At 69.9% G+C, this 20,639-nt stretch carries 21 protein-coding genes; 13 read left to right on the top strand and 8 right to left on the bottom strand.

Going from position 1 to position 20,639, the window contains the following annotated elements; all coding sequences use genetic code 11:
- Positions 1–53 precede the first annotated feature (53 nt).
- Positions 54–695 (top strand): SatD family protein, encoded by a 642-nt coding sequence (locus ACYU7G_RS08205; protein ID WP_461106630.1) that lies wholly within the window; start codon positions 54–56, stop codon positions 693–695.
- A 6-nt stretch (positions 696–701) separates the two neighbouring features.
- On the opposite strand, the gene ppk2 is transcribed toward ACYU7G_RS08205, so the two are convergent.
- Positions 702–1,634, bottom strand: a complete 933-nt coding sequence (ppk2, locus tag ACYU7G_RS08200) for a polyphosphate kinase 2 (protein WP_461106628.1) — start codon at positions 1,632–1,634, stop codon at positions 702–704.
- Positions 1,635–1,725: 91 nt separating this feature from the next.
- On the opposite strand from ppk2, the gene tpx reads away from it, so the two are divergent.
- A complete protein-coding gene (gene tpx, locus ACYU7G_RS08195) occupies positions 1,726–2,223 on the top strand; it encodes a thiol peroxidase (RefSeq protein WP_461106626.1) in 498 nt (165 codons plus the stop codon).
- A gap of 75 nt (positions 2,224–2,298) precedes the next feature.
- Positions 2,299–3,267 (top strand): N-acetylglucosamine kinase, encoded by a 969-nt coding sequence (locus ACYU7G_RS08190; protein WP_461106624.1) that lies wholly within the window; start codon positions 2,299–2,301, stop codon positions 3,265–3,267.
- Between the two features lie 2 nt (positions 3,268–3,269).
- Here the strand turns inward: ACYU7G_RS08190 and ygfZ are convergent, their stop codons facing one another.
- Positions 3,270–4,208: a CAF17-like 4Fe-4S cluster assembly/insertion protein YgfZ gene (gene ygfZ, locus ACYU7G_RS08185; protein WP_461106622.1), complete on the bottom strand. Its 939-nt coding sequence runs from the start codon at positions 4,206–4,208 to the stop codon at positions 3,270–3,272.
- A 1-nt stretch (position 4,209) separates the two neighbouring features.
- Positions 4,210–4,713, bottom strand: a complete 504-nt coding sequence (locus tag ACYU7G_RS08180; protein ID WP_461106620.1) for a heme-binding beta-barrel domain-containing protein — start codon at positions 4,711–4,713, stop codon at positions 4,210–4,212.
- 214 nt (positions 4,714–4,927) lie between these two features.
- Between ACYU7G_RS08180 and dtd the strand changes: the two genes are divergently transcribed.
- Positions 4,928–5,365 (top strand): D-aminoacyl-tRNA deacylase, encoded by a 438-nt coding sequence (gene dtd, locus ACYU7G_RS08175; protein WP_461106618.1) that lies wholly within the window; start codon positions 4,928–4,930, stop codon positions 5,363–5,365.
- A 133-nt stretch (positions 5,366–5,498) separates the two neighbouring features.
- On the opposite strand, the gene ACYU7G_RS08170 is transcribed toward dtd, so the two are convergent.
- Positions 5,499–6,269, bottom strand: coding sequence for a discoidin domain-containing protein (locus ACYU7G_RS08170; protein ID WP_461106616.1), 771 nt, complete (start codon positions 6,267–6,269; stop codon positions 5,499–5,501).
- A gap of 85 nt (positions 6,270–6,354) precedes the next feature.
- Here ACYU7G_RS08170 and ACYU7G_RS08165 point away from each other — a divergent pair, with 85 nt between their 5' ends.
- From ACYU7G_RS08165 to pstB, 8 genes are all read left to right on the top strand, one after another.
- On the top strand, positions 6,355–7,041 hold the full coding sequence (locus tag ACYU7G_RS08165; protein WP_461106614.1) for a response regulator transcription factor: 687 nt from the start codon (positions 6,355–6,357) through the stop codon (positions 7,039–7,041).
- On the top strand, positions 7,004–7,873 hold the full coding sequence (gene mshD, locus ACYU7G_RS08160; RefSeq protein ID WP_461106612.1) for a mycothiol synthase: 870 nt from the start codon (positions 7,004–7,006) through the stop codon (positions 7,871–7,873). The genes ACYU7G_RS08165 and mshD overlap by 38 nt, the downstream gene beginning before the upstream one ends.
- Position 7,874: 1 nt before the next feature.
- On the top strand, positions 7,875–9,953 hold the full coding sequence (locus tag ACYU7G_RS08155) for an RNA degradosome polyphosphate kinase (RefSeq protein ID WP_461106610.1): 2,079 nt from the start codon (positions 7,875–7,877) through the stop codon (positions 9,951–9,953).
- 4 nt (positions 9,954–9,957) lie between these two features.
- Positions 9,958–10,830: an NUDIX hydrolase gene (locus tag ACYU7G_RS08150; RefSeq protein WP_461106608.1), complete on the top strand. Its 873-nt coding sequence runs from the start codon at positions 9,958–9,960 to the stop codon at positions 10,828–10,830.
- 194 nt (positions 10,831–11,024) lie between these two features.
- A complete protein-coding gene (pstS, locus tag ACYU7G_RS08145) occupies positions 11,025–12,176 on the top strand; it encodes a phosphate ABC transporter substrate-binding protein PstS (RefSeq protein ID WP_461106606.1) in 1,152 nt (383 codons plus the stop codon).
- Positions 12,177–12,280: 104 nt separating this feature from the next.
- Positions 12,281–13,258, top strand: a complete 978-nt coding sequence (gene pstC / locus ACYU7G_RS08140; RefSeq protein WP_461106604.1) for a phosphate ABC transporter permease subunit PstC — start codon at positions 12,281–12,283, stop codon at positions 13,256–13,258.
- A complete protein-coding gene (pstA, locus tag ACYU7G_RS08135) occupies positions 13,258–14,325 on the top strand; it encodes a phosphate ABC transporter permease PstA (RefSeq protein ID WP_461106602.1) in 1,068 nt (355 codons plus the stop codon). Before pstC ends, pstA begins: the two co-directional genes overlap by 1 nt.
- 29 nt (positions 14,326–14,354) lie before the next feature.
- On the top strand, positions 14,355–15,134 hold the full coding sequence (gene pstB, locus ACYU7G_RS08130) for a phosphate ABC transporter ATP-binding protein PstB (RefSeq protein WP_461106600.1): 780 nt from the start codon (positions 14,355–14,357) through the stop codon (positions 15,132–15,134).
- Between the two features lie 65 nt (positions 15,135–15,199).
- On the opposite strand, the gene ACYU7G_RS08125 is transcribed toward pstB, so the two are convergent.
- Genes ACYU7G_RS08125 through ACYU7G_RS08115 form a run of 3 tightly spaced genes read right to left on the bottom strand, consistent with a single transcriptional unit; the run spans position 15,200 to position 18,299 of the window.
- Positions 15,200–16,417 carry a glycoside hydrolase family 3 N-terminal domain-containing protein gene (locus ACYU7G_RS08125; RefSeq protein WP_461106598.1) on the bottom strand — a complete coding sequence of 406 codons (1,218 nt, stop codon included), beginning with the start codon at positions 16,415–16,417 and terminating at the stop codon, positions 15,200–15,202.
- A gap of 9 nt (positions 16,418–16,426) precedes the next feature.
- Positions 16,427–16,873 carry a hypothetical protein gene (locus tag ACYU7G_RS08120; RefSeq protein ID WP_461106596.1) on the bottom strand — a complete coding sequence of 149 codons (447 nt, stop codon included), beginning with the start codon at positions 16,871–16,873 and terminating at the stop codon, positions 16,427–16,429.
- Between the two features lie 4 nt (positions 16,874–16,877).
- Complete coding sequence (locus tag ACYU7G_RS08115) at positions 16,878–18,299, bottom strand: mycothione reductase (protein WP_461106594.1); 1,422 nt, start codon at positions 18,297–18,299, stop codon at positions 16,878–16,880.
- A gap of 67 nt (positions 18,300–18,366) precedes the next feature.
- On the opposite strand from ACYU7G_RS08115, the gene ACYU7G_RS08110 reads away from it, so the two are divergent.
- The gene (locus ACYU7G_RS08110) at positions 18,367–19,128 is read left to right on the top strand and encodes an SDR family NAD(P)-dependent oxidoreductase (protein ID WP_461106592.1); all 762 of its coding nucleotides are present in this window, start codon (positions 18,367–18,369) and stop codon (positions 19,126–19,128) included.
- A gap of 12 nt (positions 19,129–19,140) precedes the next feature.
- On the opposite strand, the gene ACYU7G_RS08105 is transcribed toward ACYU7G_RS08110, so the two are convergent.
- Complete coding sequence (locus ACYU7G_RS08105) at positions 19,141–20,628, bottom strand: GerMN domain-containing protein (RefSeq protein ID WP_461106590.1); 1,488 nt, start codon at positions 20,626–20,628, stop codon at positions 19,141–19,143.
- Positions 20,629–20,639 lie beyond the last annotated feature (11 nt).

Raw genomic sequence — 20,639 nt, 5'->3', positions numbered from 1 at the left:
CCCAGCACCACCACCAAACCTTAATCCGCGCCTGATTAAGGTAGTATCTACATATGCCCAAGATGAAGGAATACTCTAACTGCGTCGCGCTGCTGGCCGACCTCGTGGACTCGAGACAGGGTGACCGCGCCCGCACCCATGCCGCAGTGCTGGCCGCCATCGACGCGACCAACGAGGCCGTTGCGGCGCTGGACCCACTCAGGGTGACCGTGGGCGACGAACTCCAGGGCATCTACCCCACCCTCGGGGAGGCGTTCCGCGCCAGTTGGCGGCTGCGCACCGAACTGTTCGAGGTGGCCGACCTGCGCTTCGGCCTCGGGGGCGGCGAGGTGCGCGTCGTCGACGCGGAGCGGGGCATCCAGGACGGCAGCGCCTGGTGGTTGGCCCGCGAGGCCATCGGCTGGGTGGAGGACCTCGCCGACGACGTCGGATACGGCGCCGCCCGCACCGCCGTGCGCGACGAACGGACCGTGGCCACGCCGTCGGCCGACGCGCTGCTGCGGCTCGCGGAGGTCGCTGCCGCGGGGCTGCGGCCCGGCACCCGACGCAGCCTGCAGGGCTTGGTGGATGGCCTGGACAACGCGGCCGTCGCCGAGCGCGAGGGCATCAGCGCCTCGGCCAACTCCCAGCGCGTCAAGAACAACCACCTGCGCGTCCTGGCCGACGCCGTCGCCGCGCTCGGCGAACTCCCCTGACGGCCCTCAGTCGTCGCGTTCCGACTGCTCCTCGGCCGCAGTCGACCCACCGACGGCGCGGGACCGGCGCCCCCGCTGCACGATCAGCGGGTCGGTGGCCTTGATGACGGAAGCGTCCTTGTCCTCGTAGTCATGGGTGTCCAGGAACAGTCGCATCGCGTTCAGGCGGGCTCGCTTCTTGTCGTTGGACTTGATCCGGTACCACGGTGCGATCTCGGTGTCGGTCTCCTTCAGCATCGCCACCTTCGCGTCGGTGTAGGTCTCCCACCGGTCCAGGGACTCGAGGTCCATCGGGGACAGCTTCCAGCGTCGGACCGGGTCGATCTGACGGATGGCGAACCGGGTGCGCTGCTCGCGCTGCGTCACCGAGAACCACAGCTTGGTCACCGTGATGTCCGCCTCGATGAGCATCTCCTCGAACAGCGGCGCCTGCCTGATGAAGACCTCGTACTCGTGGTCCGAGCAGAACCCCATCACCCGCTCCACGCCCGCCCGGTTGTACCAGGAGCGGTCGAACAGGACCATCTCGCCGTCAGTGGGTAGGTGCTGCACGTAGCGCTGGAAGTACCACTGTCCCCGCTCCCGCTCCGTCGGCCGGGCCAGCGCCACCACCCGCGCCCACCTCGGGTCCAGGTGCTCGGTGAAGCGCTTGATGGCGCCACCCTTGCCCGCGGCGTCGCGGCCCTCGAAGATGATGATGTGCTTGGTGCCCTGGTCCTGCGCGGAGTACTGGAACTTCAGCAGTTCGATCTGCAGGGCGCGCTTCTCCTCCTCGTACTCCTCCCGGCTGAGCAGCTCGTCGTAGGGGTACTTGTCCCGCCAGGTCTCGACGGCCTGGCCGAGCGGGTCGATCAGGTACTGGTCCTCGCCGTGGACGTCGCCCACCGAGTACCCCTCGTCCCGGATGTTGTCGATGAACTCGCGCAGGTTCTGGTTCATGGGTCAACTCTGTCAGCCCTGCGTGAACATCAGGTGACCAACCCCCGCTACGGGATGCGCGGATTTGGTCCCATCGGCAAAGATCGTGACCATGACACAGATCACCCTTGGGGGAAACCCCGTCGACACCCATGGTTCCCTTCCCGAGATCGGCTCGGCCGCACCGGCCTTCGAGCTGGTCGGCCCCGACCTGGCCCCTGTGAAGAGCTCGGAGTTCTCCGGGCGCAAGCTGGTGCTGAACATCTTCCCGAGCCTCGACACCGGCATCTGCGCCACCAGCGTGCGCACCTTCAACGAGAAGGCCGCGGGCCTGGAGGACACCACCGTCGTTTGCGTCTCGCGGGACCTGCCGTTCGCGCAGGCCCGCTTCTGCGGCGCCGAGGGCATCGAGAACGTCGTGGTGGCCTCCGACTTCCGCACCACGCTCGGCGAGGACTACGGCGTCACGATGGTCAACGGCGGCCTCGAGGGGCTGCTGTCCCGCTCCGTCGTCGTCATCGACGAGTCCGGCAAGGTGGTCCACACCGAGCAGGTTCCCGAGATCAAGCAGGAGCCCGACTACGAGGCTGCCCTGGCCGCGCTGGCCTGACCGACACCACGCAGGAAGGGGCCGGACCGCGGGTCCGGCCCCTTTTTCCGTGCCCGGGATGCGAGACTGAGGAGCATGTCGCAACGCCACGCCATCGCAGTCGATGCCGGAGGGACCACCAGCCGGGCCGTCGTCGTGGACGAGTCCGGCAACTGTCTCGCAGAAGCCCACGGCGGCCCCGGGAACCCACGGGCAGTCGGCGGCGACGCTGCGGCCGCCAACATCGTCGAGGCCTGCCGGGCCGCGGTGCACCAGACCGACGTATGGCCGGACCTGTTCGTGATCACGGCGGCGGGCATGCTCTCCACCGGCGGCGAGTTCCCCGAGCTCCACCTCGCGCTGTCCGAGCACGGCCTCGAGGGGCTCGTCCGGCTGGAGCCGGACATGCTCAGCGCCTACTTCTCCGCCACCGCCGCCCCCACCGGGTCCGTGCTGATCGTCGGCACCGGCACCACGGCCGCGCGCATCAGCGACGGCAGGGTGGGTGCGGTCCGCGACGGCCTCGGCTGGCTGCTCGGCGACGGCGGTGCCGGGTTCTGGATCGGCCACCAGGTGGCACGCGCCGCGGCCCGGCACCTGGACCAGCGCGGCCCCGCCACCTCCCTGACTGCCCGGGTGGCGCAGGTGGCCGGCAGCGTCCACGCCGACGTCCCCGGCCGGGAGCCGGCCCTCTCCGGCCTGATCGACTGGGCCTACGCCCAGCCCCCGGTGCAGCTGGCCCGGCTCGCCCCGCTGGCGCTCGAGGAGGCCAACCGTGGCGACGCCGTCGCCCGCCAGGTCTGCGACGAGGCCGCGAACCGGATCCTGAAGGCGGTGGCGGCCCTCCCGGGCTCCGGCGAGGGTCCCGTGGTGGTGGGTGGCGGTGTGATGGGAGCCGACAGCCCCGTCGCGCAGCGGGTGTTCGCCGAACTCGGCGATGCCGCCCTGCGGGTCACCGACGGTGTGATCGGCTCGGCGTACCTGGCTGTGACGATGCTGGGCGCCCCGGCGGACGAGTCCACCAGGGGCCGGATCGCGGCGTCACTGGAGCAGGTGCGCGGCTGACCTCAGCGCAGGACGGGCCGGACGTGGAGGCCCACCTCCGGGTCCACCAGCACCTCTTGGGCCGCAGGGATGCCGTCGGCGTCGAGGGTGGCGTCCACGGCGACGTTCCGCTTGACCAGCCCGAGGGCGATGGGCCCGAGTTCGTGGTGGCGGGCGCTGGAGCCGACGAACCCCACCGCGCGGTCGTCGAGCTTCAACTCGGCACCGCTCCCGGGCAGTTCCACCAGCGAGCCGTCGAGGTGCAGCTGCACCAGCCGACGAGGCGGCCGTCCCAGGGTGTGGACGCGCGCGACGGTCTCCTGGCCGCGGTAGCAGCCCTTGTCCAGGTGGGTGCCCAGCAGGCCGATCTCGTTGGGGATGGTCTTGTGGTCGGTGTCAACGAAGATGCGCGGGACGCCGGCGGCGATCCGGGCGGCCTCGTAGGGCCAGATGCCGACGGGCACGGCGTCGGCGGGCAGCTCGGTGCCGGCAGGCAGGAACACCTCTGAGCCGCCGAGTTCGCTGTCCCGCACCACGGCTCCCTCGGGCGCCGGGACCTGGTGGCCGTACCAGGCCAGCTCGAGGTCCGTGCGCTGCTCCACCTCGACGCGCATCATGAAGCGCATCTTGTCCAGGAACTCCGCCAGCGCGGGGCCCCGGCCGGGTTCGGTCCAGCCGAGGAGGCGCTCACCGTCGTCGACGGCGTGGAGCACGTGCTCGATGTGGCCGGTGGGTGACAGCAGCAGCATCGTGGTGGCCTCGCCGGGCTGCAACTGGGACAGGTGCTGGGTGGTGATGTTGTGCAGGTACTCGAGCCGGTCCGGGCCCGAGACCTGGATGATGTCACGGTTGCCGAGCGCCACCGCGCCCTTGCCGCCGGCCATGGCGCGGGCCTCGGCGACGGGGTTGCCGTAGTGCTGGACCAGTCCGGCGTCCACGCCGGAGTCGATCAGGACGCCCATGTCAGCGCCTCGACAACCTGGCCCACATGTGGGGGCGCAGTTCGTGCTCGTTGGTGGCGCGGTCGATGGCGTACATCAGGTCCCCCTCCACCTTTCCGTAGAGGCGCTGTTCGGCGGAGTGGCTGACCTCCGCACCCGAGGCGCGCACGACGGCGTCGGTCTGCAGGTCGATTCGGGTGACCTGGATCTTGCCGACGAGGACCTGCGTCCAGCCGTTGGAGTTGGCCGTGACCACCTCGACGGTGGCGTCGGCCGCCGGGCGCCAGAAGGAGGTCTCCATGTCCAGGGGCGCGGTCGGCTTGCCGTCCTCGCCCAGCAGGAAGGTCTGGGAGGACCCCAGGAGGTAGTCGCCGCCGTTGTGGCTGAAGTCGATGCGCTGCTCGAAGGTGAATGACTCCCCGTTGTGGTCGGTGCCGTTCCCGGTGCCCTCCCAGCGTCCGACCAGCCAGCCGAGGGCGGTCAGCTTCGGGTTCAGGCCCTCCGGGACCTCGATCTCAATCTGCATCCTTGTGCCTCCATGTAGATACCGCGGCAGCCACCGTGAATCCCACCCTGACGAGCGCGGCGAGAGCGAGCACGCCGCAGCACGCGATCAGGATCCAGACGCTCACGATGCCCACGGGGCACGAGTCTACAAGCCGCCGGAAACCAGCGGCGCGGTCCCGGCCACGCGCATGCCAGGGAGGCGCCGTCGGGGCGGGTGCTGGTAGATGTTGGCCATGCGCGCTCTCATCACCCGGGTTTCCAGTGCCTCCGTCACGGTGGATGGGCAGGTGGTCTCCGAACTGCCCCGGCCGGGCCTGCTGGTGCTGGCCGGCGTGGCCCGCGACGAGGACCCCGAGCGGGTGCGGTGGCTCGCCTCCCGGATCAGCAAGCTGCGCATCCTCGACGACGCCCGCTCCGTCGCGCAGACCGGGGCACCGGTGCTGGTGGTAAGCCAGTTCACGCTGTACGCGTCGACGAAGAAGGGTGGCGTGCCGTCGTGGAGCCGGGCCGCGCCCGCCGACGAGGCCGAGCCGCTCGTCGAATTCCTGTGCACTGAGCTCGAGTCGCTCGGAACCGTGGTGCACCGCGGCCGCTTCGGCGCGCACATGGAGGTGGCCTCGGTCAACGACGGGCCGGTCACCATCTGGATGGACACGGCCGAGCGCGGCTGAGGCTGCTCGACGCTACCGCTGCTGCTCGGTGCTACCCGTACCGCTCAACGCTAACGCCACAGCGGTAGCGTCGACGGCCAGCGGTAGCGTCGAGCGCCAGCGGTAGCTCTCCCGCCCCTCGGAGGGCCGCCACTCAGGCGGTGGTCAGGAAGTTCAGCGAGCTGATGGACACGGCGTCGCTCTGCTCGTCGGTGGCGCCGACGACGGTGGCGTCGAGGATGGTCATCCGCACCCACTGGGCGCCGGCCACGGGCGGGAATCGCACCTCCTGCGGCAGGCGATCGTTGCCCGCGAGGCCCTGCTCCACCCAGGAGCCGTCGGAGAAGGTCCAGCGGATGGCGAGGATGCGACGCTCGGCCAGGTACCTGTCGGTCCAGATGGTGTTGCCGTTGACCACCCTGACACCGACGATGGGGTCCTCGGGGTTGAGGGTGAAGGTGATCTCCTCCCCCACTCCGGAACCGAGGCAGCGCCAGAAGGTGGAGGGGTTGGAGTCGATCAGGTTGGCGGGCTCGTCGCGCGTCGGGCCCTGCAGGCAGGTCCCCTCGGCGTCGAGCACCGTGACGTTGCTGACCGGGCCGTCGTAGGGGACGAGGGTGGCACCCACCGACGTAGTGGGCGACGGCGTGGAGCTCTGGGACACACTGGGCGACTCCGACGGGGTCAGTTCGGGGCGGGGGGTGCTGCCCAGCACCAGGAGCCGACCGATCCCGAACCCGAGGAGCAGCGCGCCGAGGACGCCCGCGACCACCATCCGCGGCGGCACTCCCCACCCGAAGGGCTTTTGTTTGACTTCGCGCCCATCCGCCTCGGGCGCATGGGCCTCGGGCTCCACGGTTCCGACGTCCGGGGACTCGGGGGACGCCTGTTCCCGGAAGAACTCATCGGGAAGGCGTTTGGACATGGGGGCCATGCTACGGCAGACACCTCCCGAACCGGAGCGCCACTTTCCACTAGGATGTGCTCGGTCGACACGGAGGGAGACACAGTTGAGCACAGTCCTAATCGTCTCCCAGCGCCCCGCAGCAGCGGACATGCTGGCCCTGCTGAGCCACACCACCATCCTCGCCGCCGATTCCGAGGCCGCCCTGGCCCACATCGACAGCTCCGACGTCGTCCTGGTGGACGGGAGTGAAGACCTGGCCTGGGCGCGCGCCATCACGAGCACCCTCCACTCGGCCCGCGAGGAGGAACCGATCCTGCTGCTGGTCCCGATGAACGGCCTGGCCCTGATCGGCCGCGACTGGGGCTTCAGCGACTTCCTGCTCGTGGACTCCGAGCCCTCCGAGCTCGATGCCCGCATCCGGCTGCTGCTGAAGTCCGCGGCCGCCTCCAAGGTGCTGGTGGCCGGCCCCATCCGCATCGACGAGGCCGCCTACCACGCCACCCTCTCCGGCGAGCCGCTGGACCTGACCTACACCGAGTTCGAACTCCTGCGCTACCTGATGCAGCACCCGGGCCGCGTCCTCACCCGCGAGGTCCTGCTGAGCCAGGTCTGGGGCTACGACTACTTCGGCGGCACCCGCACCGTGGACGTGCACGTGCGTCGCCTGCGGGCAAAGCTGGGCCAGTACGACGCCTACATCGGTACTGTCAGGAACGTCGGCTACAGATTCACCAGTGTCAGAGAGGGACGCAATGACCAGGACCGCGCTTCACAGGACCCAACAGCCTGAGGCTGCGGACCGTCGGGCGCTCCTCGCGCTCGCGGACGAACTCGCCGCCGCGGACGGCACCTCACCGCTCAACGAGTCCGCCTCCCTGGTGGTCTCCGGCGAGCGGCCCGGGGACTTCCACCTGGCCCACGTGGACGGCGCACTGGCCGGGTTCGCGGTGGCCGACCCCCGGGAGGACACCATCGTCGCCGGCGTGCACCCCTCGCACCGTCGCCGCGGCATCGGCACCGGGCTGCTCACCGCCGCGCTCGACGCCCACCCCGGCCACACCGCCTGGGCCTTCGGGACGCTCCCGGGCGCCGTCGCCATCGCCGACCACCTGGGCCTGACCGCCGTGCGGGGCCTGCTCAAGCTTGGCCGCACCCTCGGTGACGAACCGGTCTCCGAAGCGCCGGACGGCTACACCATCGACACCTTCACCGACGACGACGCCGCGGCCGTGGTGGCCGTGAACGCCGCCGCCTTCGCGCACCACCCCGAACAGGGCAAGCTCACCCTCGAGGAGTTCCGCGGACTGACCCGTCAGGACTGGTTCTCCGCCGACGGCCTGTTCGTCGCGCGCAGCAGCACAGGGGTGGCCGGATTCCACTGGACCAAGCGCCACGACGCCGAGGTGGGCGAGGTCTACGTGCTGGCCGTGCACCCGGACCATGGCGGCCGCGGCCTCGGCCGGGTACTGCTGGAGCAGGGTCTCGCGCACCTCGAGGAGATCGGCTGCACGCAGGTGGTCCTCTACGTGGAGGCGGACCAGGAGCGCGTGGTGCGCCTCTACAATTCGGCTAACTTCAACCAGATCAACCTGGACACCAGCTACGCACGCAAGGACGCCTGACATGGAGTCTTCCCCCAACCTCCCCGCCGATCGCTACGCAGACAGGGAGCTCGACTGGCTCGAGTTCAACAACCGGGTGCTCGACCTCGCCAAGGACAGCCCCCGGGTGCCGCTCATCGAGCGGGCCAAGTTCTGCGCCATCTTCTCCAGCAACCTGGACGAGTTCTTCATGGTTCGGGTGGCGGGGTTGAAGCGCCGCATCGACGCCGGCGTGGCCGTGCGCACCGTCACCGGGCAGATGCCTGGCGAGCTGCACTCCTCCATCCTGCGCCGCACCGGCGAGCTGGTGGCCGAGCAGTCCCGGGTGTTCCAGGACGAGATCCGGCCCGAGCTGCGGGCCGAGGGCATCGAGATCCTGACCTGGGCCGAGCTCACCGCCGCCGAGAAGGACCGCATGCGGACGCTGTTCGCGGAGCGCATCTTCCCGGTGCTGACCCCGCTGGCGGTGGACCCGTCGCACCCGTTCCCCTACATCTCCGGCCTGAGCATCAACATGGCCGTGCTGCTCAAGCACCCCACCACCGGCGCACAGCAGTTCGCCCGTGTGAAGGTGCCCGCCATCCTGGAGCGCTTCATCAAGCTCGCCGAGGGCCGGTTCGTGCCCCTCGAGGAGGTCATCGGCAGGCACCTGGGGCAGCTGTTCACCGGCCGTGTGGTGCTGAACTACACCACCTTCCGCGTCACCCGCAACGAGGACATCGAGGTGGAGGAGGACGACGCCGAGAACCTCCTGTTCGCGCTGGAGAAGGAACTCCTGCGCCGCAAGGTCGGCCGCCCGCCGGTGCGCCTGGAGGTGGAGGAGGACATCGACGAGAAGATCCTCGACCTGCTGATGGAGGAGCTCGACGTCAAGCCCGAGGAGGTCTTCCACCTCCCCCGCCCCCTGGACCTCACCGGCCTGTTCGCGCTGGCCGACAGCTCCCGCGAGGACCTCCTCTACCCGAACTTCCTGCCCATCACCCACCCGGACCTGGCCGAGGTGGAGAGCGCCAGCCCGGCTGACATGTTCCTGGCGCTGAAGAAGCGCGATGTCCTGGTCCAGCACCCCTACGACTCGTTCGCCACCTCGGTGCAACGGTTCGTGGAACAGGCCGCGGCGGACCCGGACGTGCTGGCCATCAAGCAGACGCTGTACCGCACCTCGGGTGACTCCCCCATCGTCGACGCCCTGATCGAGGCGGCCGAGGCCGGCAAGCAGGTGCTGGCCGTCGTCGAGATCAAGGCCCGCTTCGACGAACAGGCCAACATCGGCTGGGCGCGCAAACTGGAGCAGGCCGGCGTGCACGTGGTCTACGGCATGGTGGGTCTCAAGACGCACTGCAAGCTGTGCCTGGTGGTACGCAAGGAGTCCGACGGGCTGCGCCGCTACGCCCACGTCGGCACCGGCAACTACAACCCCAAGACCGCCCGCGGCTACGAGGACATGGGCCTGCTCACCAGCAACCCCATCATCACCGACGACGTCGCGCGCCTGTTCAACCACCTCTCCGGCATGACCGCCGAGACCAACTACCGGCGCCTGCTGGTGGCACCCCACGGCATCCGCGCCGGTCTGCTCGGCTACATCGAGCGCGAGATCGCCAACAAGCGCGCGGGTCGCCCCGCGGGCATCCGGATCAAGGTGAACTCCGCCGTCGACGAGCAGCTCATCGACGCCTTCTACCGGGCGTCGCAGGCGGGCGTGCCGGTGGACCTGTGGGTGCGCGGCATCTGCACCATCCGTCCGGGCGTGCCGGGGCTGAGCGACAACATCCGGGTGCGCTCCATCCTCGGCCGGTTCCTGGAGCATTCACGGGTGTTCTGGTTCGCCGGCGCCGGCAACCCCACCGTCGGCATCGGCTCCGCGGACCTGATGCACCGCAACCTGGACCGCCGCGTGGAGGCGGTGGTGGGGCTCACCAACCCCAACCACGTGCAGCGCATCGAGGAACTCTTCGACCTGGCCTTCGCGCCGGACACCGTGCACTGGGAACTGGTGGACACCACTTGGACCGCCCACACCCGCGACGCCGACGGCAACCCGCTGGTGGACCTGCAGCAGACCCTGATCGAACAGGCCGCGTCCCGCCGGGCCCGATGACGCGATGAGCAGGAAGCCGAAGGTCGTCGCCGCGGGCGCCGTGGTCACCAGGGAGGTCGACGGCGGCCAGCAGGTGCTGCTGATCTACCGCAAGGGCTACGACGACTGGTCCCTGCCCAAGGGCAAGGGCGAGGTGGACGAGTACCTCCCCGAGACCGCGGTCCGGGAGGTGCTGGAGGAGACCGGGGTGCTGGTGAAGCTGGGCCTGCGGCTGCCCAGCATCCGGTACAAGGTTTCCAAGGGCACCAAGGTCACGCACTACTGGCGCGCGACGGTGCTGAGCGAGTCCCACCGGCCGCCGGACCAGGAGGTGGAGGAGGCCCGGTGGTTCCCCGCCGCGGAGGCCATCGAGAAGGTCAGCTACGACGACGAGCGCGGCGTCATCCGCGAGGCCATCGAGCACCCGCACACCAACGTGCTGCTGCTGGTGCGCCACGGCAAGGCGATGCAGCGCAAGGACTGGTCCGGCCCGGACCAGAAGCGCCGCCTGACCGGACGCGGCCGGCGCCAGGCGAAGGACCTCGTGGGGCTGTTCAGCATCTTCGGCGTCACCCGCCTGGAGAGTTCGTCGTCGGTGCGCTGCATGGAGACGCTGCGCCCCTACGGCGAGGAGATGGGCCTGCCGGTCAACGGCGTGGACCTGCTCAGCGAGGAGGAGGGCACCAAGCACCCGAAACGGGTGGCACGCCACATCGCGGAGCTGGCGTCGTCGTTGGCGGAGCCGACAGCCCTGTGCGGGCACCGGCCGGTGTTGCCGTTCATGTACGCCGGGTTGGGCCTGGAGCCGCGCCCGATGGTGGTGGGCGAGGTGCTGGCGGTGCACCTGCTGCCCGACGGCAAGGTGGTGCGCTCCGACATCCTGAAGCCCACCGCCTGACTGGAACCGGTCACAGATCGGTAACGATTTACCGCCTCCCCGCGTTCTCCGTCCGAGAACTCGCCGTTCGTTCATCTGCTGTTAACCCAAAGCGGGTCGATCGGTCACTTTGCCCGCCTAACTTCACGTCTTGGAAACGCACTGTTCCAGGGCCACCGGCCCACCAAGCACGTCGAACCCCGGAAGGGAATCAAATGAAGTTGCGTCTGACCGCAGCCCTCGGCCTGAGCGCCGCCCTGCTGCTCTCCGCCTGCGCCGCCAACGAGCAGCCCGCCGAGCCGGAGACCACCGCCGCTGAGGAGACCACCACCGCGGACGAGACCACCTCCGAAGACACCGCCACCGACGAGGGCTCGGCCGACGAGGCCCCCGCCCAGGTCGAGGGCAACCTCACCGGCATCGGCGCCTCGTCGATGAACGTCGCCCAGACCAACTGGATCGCCGGCTTCCAGACCGCGAACCCGGGCGCGACCGTCCTGTACTCCCCCGACGGCTCCGGCGCCGGCCGCGAGGCCTTCATGGGTGGCGGCGCCGACTTCGCCGGCTCCGACCGCGCGTTCAAGGCCGAGGAGAACGTCGCAGGCAACTTCGCCCTGTGCACGCCCGAGTCGATCGCCTTCGACCTCCCGGTCTACATCTCCCCGATCGCGATCATCTTCAATGTCGAGGGCGTCACGGACCTGAACCTGACCCCGGCCGTCCTGGCCGGCATCTTCGCCGGTGACGTCACCAACTGGAACGACCCGGCCATCGCCGAGCTGAACGAGGGCGTCGAACTGCCCGACCTCGCCATCACCGCGGTCCACCGCTCCGACGACTCGGGCACCACCGAGAACTTCACCGACTACCTCAACAAGGCCGCCGGCGACGTGTGGACCAACGAGGCCGACGGCGAGTGGCCGCTCGAGGGTGGCGAGGCCGCCAAGGGCACCTCCGGAGTCGTGGCAGCCGTCACCAACGGCGTGGGCACCATCGGCTACGCCGATGCCTCCCAGGCCGGCGACCTGTCCGTGATCATGGTGGGCAACGAGGGCGAGTTCTTCGGCCCCACCGCTGCTGACGCGGCCGCCGCCGTCGAGGCCTCCCCGATCGAGGAGGGTCGCGCAGAGCACGACCTCGCCATCGCCATCGACCGCACCGCGCCGGGCTACCCGATCGTGCTCGTCGCCTACGCCATGGCCTGCGCCGACTACCAGGACGACGAGAAGGCCGCCCTGGTGAAGTCCTACCTCAGCTACATCGCCGGCCCCGAGGGCCAGCAGGTTGCTGCCGACGGCGCGGGCTCTGCCCCGCTGTCCGAGAAGCTCGGGGGCCAGGTCCTGGCCGCCATCGACGCCATCCAGTGATAGTTGGCCTAGGCTGAAAGCCGCGCCCGCTCCCCAAGGGGCGGGCGCGGTTTGCCGCGTTCAAAGCCCTCCGGGCACCTGACAGCGATCCTCCCAGGAGCAACATGTCGACATCGACCTCGCAGGCCGAGGCAACCAGCACTCCCCCGCAACCCACCAACCACGAGCTGAAGCACAGCTCCAAGCGGTTCGGGGACACCCTGTTCAAGGCCCTGTCCACGGGGTCCGGCATCACGATCCTCGTGATCCTCGCCGCCGTCGCGGTGTTCCTGGTGGGGCTCTCACTCCCCGCCCTGATGGCCGACCCGGAGGAACTGCCCTACGGCGAGTTCTGGGCCTACGTGCTCCCCTTCGCCTTCGGCACCGTCTGGGCGGCTGCCCTGGCCATGCTGTTCGCCGTGCCGGTCTCCATCGGCATCGCCCTGTTCCTGACGCACTACGCCCACAAGCGCGTGGCCACCATCTTCGGCTACGTCATCGACCTGCTGGCCGCCGTGCCGTCGGTGGTGTTCGGCCTGTGGGGCATCAACACCCTCGCGCCGCTGGTGCGTCCCCTGTTCATCTGGCTGGAGGCCAACCTCGGCTGGATCCCGCTGTTCTCCGGCCCGGTCTCCGGCACCGGGCGCACCATCCTGACCGCCGCCCTCGTGCTGGCCGTCATGGTGCTGCCCATCATCACGGCCCTGTGCCGCGAGGTGTTCCTGCAGACCCCGCGCCTGCACGAGGAGGCTTCCCTGGCCCTCGGCGCCACCCGCTGGGAGATGATCCGCCAGGCCGTCCTGCCCTTCGGCACCCCCGGCATCATCTCCGCCTGCATGCTCGGCCTCGGCCGCGCGCTGGGCGAGACGATGGCCGTCGCGATGGTGCTGTCCCCCGGGGACAACATCCACTTCAAGCTGCTCACCTCGGACAACCCGAACACGATCGCCGCCAACATCGCCCTGGCGTTCCCCGAGGCCTACGGGCTCGGGGTCAACCAGCTCATCGCCACCGGTCTGGTGCTGTTCGTGATCACCCTCGTCGTCAACATGGCGGCCCGCTGGGTCATCTCCCGCCGCCGCGAGTTCTCGGGAGCCAACTGATGTCCACCACCACGCTCTCCCGCGAGTCCAAGCTCTCGCTGACCGCCGGGCAGCTGCCCCGGTTCACGTGGCTGGCCCTTCTGGTGCTGGCCTACGCCGTCACCGCCGGTGTGCTCGCCATCCTCGACGTCGTCTCCGTCGGCGCGATCGTCATCATCGGCTCGCTGCTGTTCCTCGTGGCGATCTTCGCGCTGTCCACCGCTGTGGAGGGCCGCCGCAAGGCGGTGGACCGGTTCTTCCGCTACGTCTTCGTCGGCTTCTTCCTGCTGGCCCTTGCGCCGCTGGTCTCCCTGGTGTGGCAGGTGGTCTCCAAGGGCCTCGAACGCTTCGACATCCAGTACTTCACCTACTCGATGCGCAACGTCATCGGGGAGGGAGGCGGCGCCTCGCACGCCGTCGCCGGCACCCTGATCGTCACCGGCATCGCCACCCTGATCTCCGTCCCGATCGGGATGCTGACGGCGATCTTCCTGCAGGAGTACGGCGGCCAGGGCCGCCTGGCCGCCAGCATTCGGTTCTTCGTCGACGTCATGACGGGCATCCCCTCCATCGTCGCCGGCCTGTTCGCCTACACCATCTTCTCGGCGCTGTTCGGCCCCGGCACCCGCAACGGCTTCTCCGGTGCGATCGCACTTTGCATCCTGATGATCCCCACGGTGGTCCGCTCCACCGAGGAGATGCTGCGACTCGTGCCCAACGAACTGCGCGAGGCCTCCTACGCCCTCGGTGTGCCGAAGTTCCGCACCATCCTGCGGGTGGTGCTGCCCACCTCCATCGCCGGCATCATCACCGGCGCCGTGCTCGCCGTCGCCCGCATCATCGGCGAGACCGCACCCCTGCTGGTCACCGCCGGCCTGAACCCGTCGCTGAACACCAACCCGTTCGACACGCAGATGTCGACGCTGCCGGTGTTCGTCTACTACCAGTACGTCACCCCCGGCATCCCGCAGGAACCGTTCTACGCCCGTGCCTGGGCCGGCGCCCTGACCCTCATCCTGATCGTCATGGGCCTCAACCTCATCGGACGCCTCCTCGCGTGGCGTTTCGCCCCCAAGCCCGGCCGCTGACCAACCCGCCAGAAGGAAACACTCAGACCATGTCGAAGCGCATTGAACTGCAGGACCTGGACATCTACTACGGCAAGTTCCACGCCGTACGCAGCGTCAACATGACCATCCAGCCGCGCGCCGTGACGGCCTTCATCGGCTCGTCCGGCTGTGGCAAGTCCACCGTCCTGCGGTCCCTCAACCGCATGCACGAGGTGATCGACGGCGCCTACGTCACCGGCCAGGTCCTGCTCGACGGCGTGGACCTGTACGCGCGCGACGTCGATCCGGTCCGCGTCCGCCGCCAGGTGGGGATGGTGTTCCAGCGCCCCAACCCGTTCCCCACGATGTCCATCCGCGACAACGTGCTGGCCGGCGTGAAGCTCAACAATGCCCGGATCAGCCGCAAGGAGAGCGACGAACTGGTGGAGAAGGCCCTGCGCGGCGCCAACCTCTGGAACGAGGTCAAGGACCGTCTGGACCGTCCCGGCTCCGGCCTGTCCGGCGGCCAGCAGCAGCGTCTGTGCATCGCCCGTGCCATCGCCGTGTCCCCCGACGTCATCCTGATGGACGAGCCCTGCTCCGCCCTCGACCCGATCTCCACCCTCGCCATCGAGGAGCTCATCCACGAGCTGAAGGAGACCTACACCGTCGTCATCGTCACCCACAACATGCAGCAGGCGGCGCGCGTCTCGGACCAGACCGCGTTCTTCAACCTGAAGGCGCAGGGACAGCCGGGCGAGCTGATCGAGTTCGGTGACACGGAGAAGATCTTCCACAACCCGGACGAGAAGGCCACGGAGGATTACATCACCGGTCGGTTTGGATAACCCACGGGGTTCCGCCCCCTTAGCCCCGAACAGCGCCGAGCTCGCTTCGCTCGACGGTTCGTCGGTCAGGCGCAGTCGACCAGGCCCAGCGAGGACTTGAGCTGCAGCACGCGGGTGGCCGAGGCCGTGACCTGTTCGGCGAAGGCCGGGTCCGCCTCCGCCTGGGTGATCGTGGCCGCCACCATCTCCTGCAGGATCGCCGGGTCCGCGTTGATGACGACGTCTCCCCCGGCCGAGAGGAACCGGACGCCGCGGTCCGCGGGCGGGGTGTCGGCCACGGCTCCGGCGGCGCCGAGGTCGTCGGCGATCACCACTCCTTCGAAGCCGATCTGTTCGCGCAGGTAGGACGTGATGACGGTGCGGGAGAACACGCCCTCGTTGTCCGGGTCGATCAACTCGAAGACCGCCGAGGAGACCATCACAGAGCGCGCACCGGCGTCGATGCCCGCGGTGAAGGCCGCCCAGTCCGAGTCCCCGGGGACCACGTCGGTGTCATGTGCCACCCCGAAGTCGGTGTTCACAGTCACCTGGCCCAGGCCCGGGAAGTGCTTCAGGGAGGTGGCGATCCCGGCGAGCTCCATGCCGGAGACGTACTCCGCCACCGCCCGGGCCGTCGTGTCGACGTCGTTGCCGTAGTTGCGGTCCAGGGCACCGATCGGCGCGTTGCTCGCCTGCTTGTCGGCGGGCACGACGTCGGCCACGGGTGCGAGGTTGAAGTGGACACCGGCGTCGACGAGTTCCATGCCCCAGCCGTAGGCGGCGTCGACCAGTTCACCCTCGGGCAGCTGCGCCTGCTCGACGGCGCTGGGGATGTCGCTGAAGCCCTCCCCCTGCAGCCGCTGCACGGTGCCACCCTCCTGGTCCACGGCCACCATGATCGGCAGCTCATCAGCACCCAGCCCGGCGAGCTCCGTGGTGATCGCGGTGATCGGCTCGAGGCCCGCGTCGGAGTTGCCCAGGAGCACCACCGAACCCACCTGCGCCTGCGTGATGGCGGCGGTGGTGGCCTCGTCGAGCCCGCCCGTGGACACGCCCACCATGTAGAGCTGGCCCACCTGCGCCGCCAGCGGCAGTTCGGCCGCGACGTCGCTGCAGGCCGCCGGCCCGGGAGCCATCGTCGGCGGCTCAGGGGTGGCGGGCTCGGGCGAGGTGGTCACGGGGCGAACGTTGGAGGTGGCCACCGGTTCCTCGGTCTGATCGGGCGTCACGAGCGGCCCCGGGGCGCAGGCCGTGAGGGCCAGTCCCGCGAGGCCGGCGAACACGATGGGTCTCGGTGGTCTCACTCCTCGACCCTACCGCTGTCCCCGGCGGGGTCGGCCGCTTCCACCGGCGTCGCGGAAGGCCTTGGCGAAGCGGCGGGCCGCGAACGGCAGCAGCAGGCCCGCGCGCAGCCGCACCTGGGACGAGTCGTCGAAGACCACCAGGATCCGGCCGAGCTCGACGGGCGGCTTCGGGTCGTGCCTGATCGCGGTTACGCGCTCCAGCGGCACCGCCCAGGTGACGGCCTGCTTCTCGACGTCGCCCAGTTCGTCGACCACCAGCAGCCGGTGCTCGGTCAGCACGAGGTACGGCGTCAGGCGTGCCGCCTTCGCGAGCATGCCGGCCAGCGGGCCGCCGCGCGTGTCCAGGGTGGCGCCCCGCCCGGCGGCGTAGTCCACCGAGATCGCGTCCACCGCCCGCTCGTCCGGGCCGAGGAGCTCGGCCAGCTGCGCGGCGTAGATCCGGGCGTATTCGATCATCGGCTCAGAAGTTCTCCGCCGTCGGGTGCTCGATCTCCTCGGGCTGGTGGGCGGCGAGCAGCCCGAGCAGCGCGTTCTCCACCACTTCCGGCAGCGCGGGGTGGATCCAGTACTGGCCGCGGGCCATGTCCGGCACGGACAGGTCGAAGCTCATGGCCTGGATCAGCGGCTGCACCAGGGTGGAGGCCTGCGGGCCCATGACGTGGGCTCCGAGCAGGCGCCAGTTTCGTGGGTCCGCGATCAGCTTCACGAAGTGGCCCTGGTCCTCCAGCGCCCAGCCGTAGGCGACGTCGGCGAAGCGCTGGCGGGCGATGACGTGCGGCGTGCCCCAGTCCCGCAGCTGCTGCTCGGTGGCACCCACGGAGGCCACCTGCGGGTCCGAGAACACCGCGTGCGGGACGTAGCGATGGTCCGTGCGCACCAGGTTCTCGGGATTCAGGAGGTTGTGCGCGACGGTGCGCATCTCCGCGTTGGCGACGTGCTTCAGGAGGTGGTCCGAGGAGACGTCGCCCAGCGCCCACACGTGCGGCACGTTGGTGCGCTGGTTGGCATCCACCATCACCTGCCCGTCGGGGCGGACGTCGATCCCGGCGGCGGCGAGGTCCAGGGCCTCGGAGTTGCGGATGCGGCCGGTGGCGTTGAGCACCAGGTCCGCGAAGTAGTCGTACTCGACGCCGTTGCGGTCCACCGTGATGAGGTGGATCCCGTCCTCGTCCTCCTCGATGGTGGAGACCACCTGGTTGAGGCGGATGTTGACGCGGCGGCCGAGCTGCTCGGCGAAGGCCGTGGAGATCTCGTGGTCCTCGCCGCGCAGGAGCACCTCGGATCGGTTGATGAGTGTCACCTCGCTGCCGAAGGAGGCGAACACGTGCGCGAACTCGGCCGCGACGAAGCCGCCGCCCAGGATCACCACCCGTTCGGGCAGTTCGTCGATGCGCATCACGGTGTCCGAGGTGTGGACCCGGTCTTGCAGCGACTCCGGGACCTCCGCGGCCAGGGGACGCGGCCGGGAGCCGGTGGCGATGACGATCTGGTCCGCGCTGATCCGGTCCTCGCCGATGGCGAGGGTGTGCGCGTCGACGAAACGGGCCTCGCCGTGGAAGACCGTGACGTTGCGGCTGCGTTCGCGCCAGTCCAGCCCGCCGGCGGAGATCGGGTCGATCCGGCCGAAGATCCGGTCCCGGATGGCCGACCAGTCGGCGCGCTTGAACTCGAGTTCCACGCCGAGGCGACGGGCCTCGGAGACGCTGGCCGCCAGGTCCGCGGGCAGCACGAACATCTTGGTGGGGATGCAGCCCCGGTTCAGGCAGGTGCCGCCGAACGTATCGTCCCGCTCCACGAGGGCCACCTGCAGCCCCTCGAACCGCTCGTCGATGAGGGAGTTGCCCGAGCCGGAACCGATTACCGCCACGTCGAAGTGCTGCATGCCCCAATCATGGCACGCACCACCGAGGCCCGCCCTGGCGGCACCCCGCGGACACTAGGGTGGTTGCATGACTACATCTTGGGCCGTCGTGACGGGTGCCTCCTCCGGGCTGGGCGAGGCGTACGCGCGCCACCTGGCCGCACAGGGGGCCAACGTCGTGCTCGTGGCCCGCAGCGAGGACAAGCTGTTCAACCTGTCCGTGGAGCTCGAACGCGCCCACGGCATCCAGACCCTGGTGCTGCCCTTCGACCTCACGGACCCGGCAGACCGGTTCGAGCTCGTGGGGAGGCTGGACCACCTGGAGGTCCACACCCTGGTCAACAACGCCGGCTTCGCCAGCCACGGTGAGCTGGCGGACCTCGAGCGGGACCGGATCGCCGGCGAGGTGCAGCTCAACGTCGCAGCGGTCACCGAGCTCACGCACGCCGTCCTGCCGCAGCTGCTGGCGAGGGACCGCGGCGCCATCATCAACGTCGCCAGCACAGCCGCGTTCCAGCCGATCCCGGAGATGGCCACCTACGCCGCCACCAAGGCCTTCGTGCTCAGCTTCTCCCAGGCCCTGTGGGCCGAGACCCGCCGCACCGGCGTGCGCGTGCTGTGCATCTGCCCCGGCGCGACGGAGACCCCGTTCTGGGGCAACGCGGGCGCCGAGGAGGCGATGGCGCAGCGCCGCACCGTCGACGAGGTGGTGGCCACCACGTTCGAGGCGCTGCAGCGCCGTCGCCCCCACGTGATCGACGGGACCGGCAACAAGCTGCTGGCCCACGCCAACCGGTTCGTGCCCACCCGGGTGGCGCTCCGGCTGGCCCGGTGGGTGGTCACCCGCTGAGACGGCCGGTCCTCACCGCACGGTGATGGACTTGCTCTCCTGGTACCCGCGAGCTGCCCCGCCGTCCTCGGTGACGATCTCGGTGGTGGCGTTGATGATGAAGGCGCCCGGCTGCAGGGGCACCACCACGGACCAGTCCCGCCAGCCCTCGGCGGAGGCGGTGGTGGTGGTCTGGGCAGACACGCTGGCGACGAGGGTGCCGTCCTCGGCGGTGATGGTCACCAGCGGCGAGTCGGCTCCCGGCTTCACCGTGCCGGCGATCACCACCTGGCCGGCGGGGAGGGTGGCGCCGTTCTTCGGGGAGGACAGCCACAGCGCCGGCATCGGGCTCAGACCGGTGCGCCCGAAGCCCTCCTCCGGCTGGGCCAGCACCTCGGGCGGAGGGCCGCCGTCGGAGAGGAACTTGACCCTCAGGTCCGGGTTCCCGCTCAGTTCGCTGGCGGTGTAGAGCATCTGGTTCACCGCGCTGCGGGCCCGCGCGCGGGAGTCGATGCCCTCGAACGCCTCGGGCGTCAGGTCGATGGTGAGGACGTCGCCGGTGACCTCGGCGCTGATCAGCGCACCGGGCCCCCACGCGGAGCCGTAGTCCGGGTCCAGCGGGGCCAGCGACAGGGTCGCCTCCAATGCCGCCGAGATCAGGTTCCTGCCGGCCGGCAGGTCACGCAGTTCCCGGTAGAGCTGCCCGTCGGTGCGGCCCACGTAGAACACCGGCACGGCCCTGACCATGGCGGGCATGGAGCGCGACGCCGTGGCGGTGGGCGATGGGGAGACGGACACGGACGGGCTGGGTGAGGGCGACTCCGGCGGCAGGCTGGGTTGCCCGGCCGCGGTGACGGTGGCGAGCCAAACCCCCAGCAGCAGCGACGCCGCCACCAGGGGCGCCACCAGCCATGGCGACACCCCGCGCTTGGAGGAGTCGCCGAGGGTGAGGAGTTCGGCGGCGAGGGTGTCGGTGCCCGAGGGCTGGACGGACCTGGCCGACGAGCGCAGCGCCGCGGTCACCTCCTGGGACAGGGACTCGATGACACCCGGCATGGACCCGGGGGTCGGGTCGCCGACGACGAGCCGCAACCTGTCGAGAGCCTCCTCGAGCCGGGCGTTGGTGGAGCGGATGGTCATCCGCAGGATGCCCGCGAGTTCGGGGCCGAAGATGGACAGGTAATGGCTGATCACCAGCACCTCGCCGTCGCGCACGGGCAGCGTCCGGATGCCTGCGAGGATCTCCTGCTGGCGCGCGTCGTCGACGTCGGGGAGGGTGAGGGCGCCGCCCGAGCCGCGGGCGCTGCGGGCCTGGTGGACCACCTGTTCCTGCAGGTACTCCAGCCGCTCCATCGGGTCCACGACGCTGTTCACGCGCCGACCCAGGGACAGCAGCGCGGTGCGCAGGATGTGGCCGGAGGCGGTCTCGGCGCCCAGCAGCACCGCCAACCGGTGGAGGCTCGTTCCATGCTCCTCGTAGAGGTCTACGAGGAGCTCGATCTCGGCATCCGGTGCGGCCATGGGGGTCCCGG

This window comes from Tessaracoccus terricola (assembly GCF_054776555.1).
The sequence above is the reverse complement of the archived record's forward strand: the minus strand, read 5'-3'. Positions and strand labels throughout refer to the sequence as shown.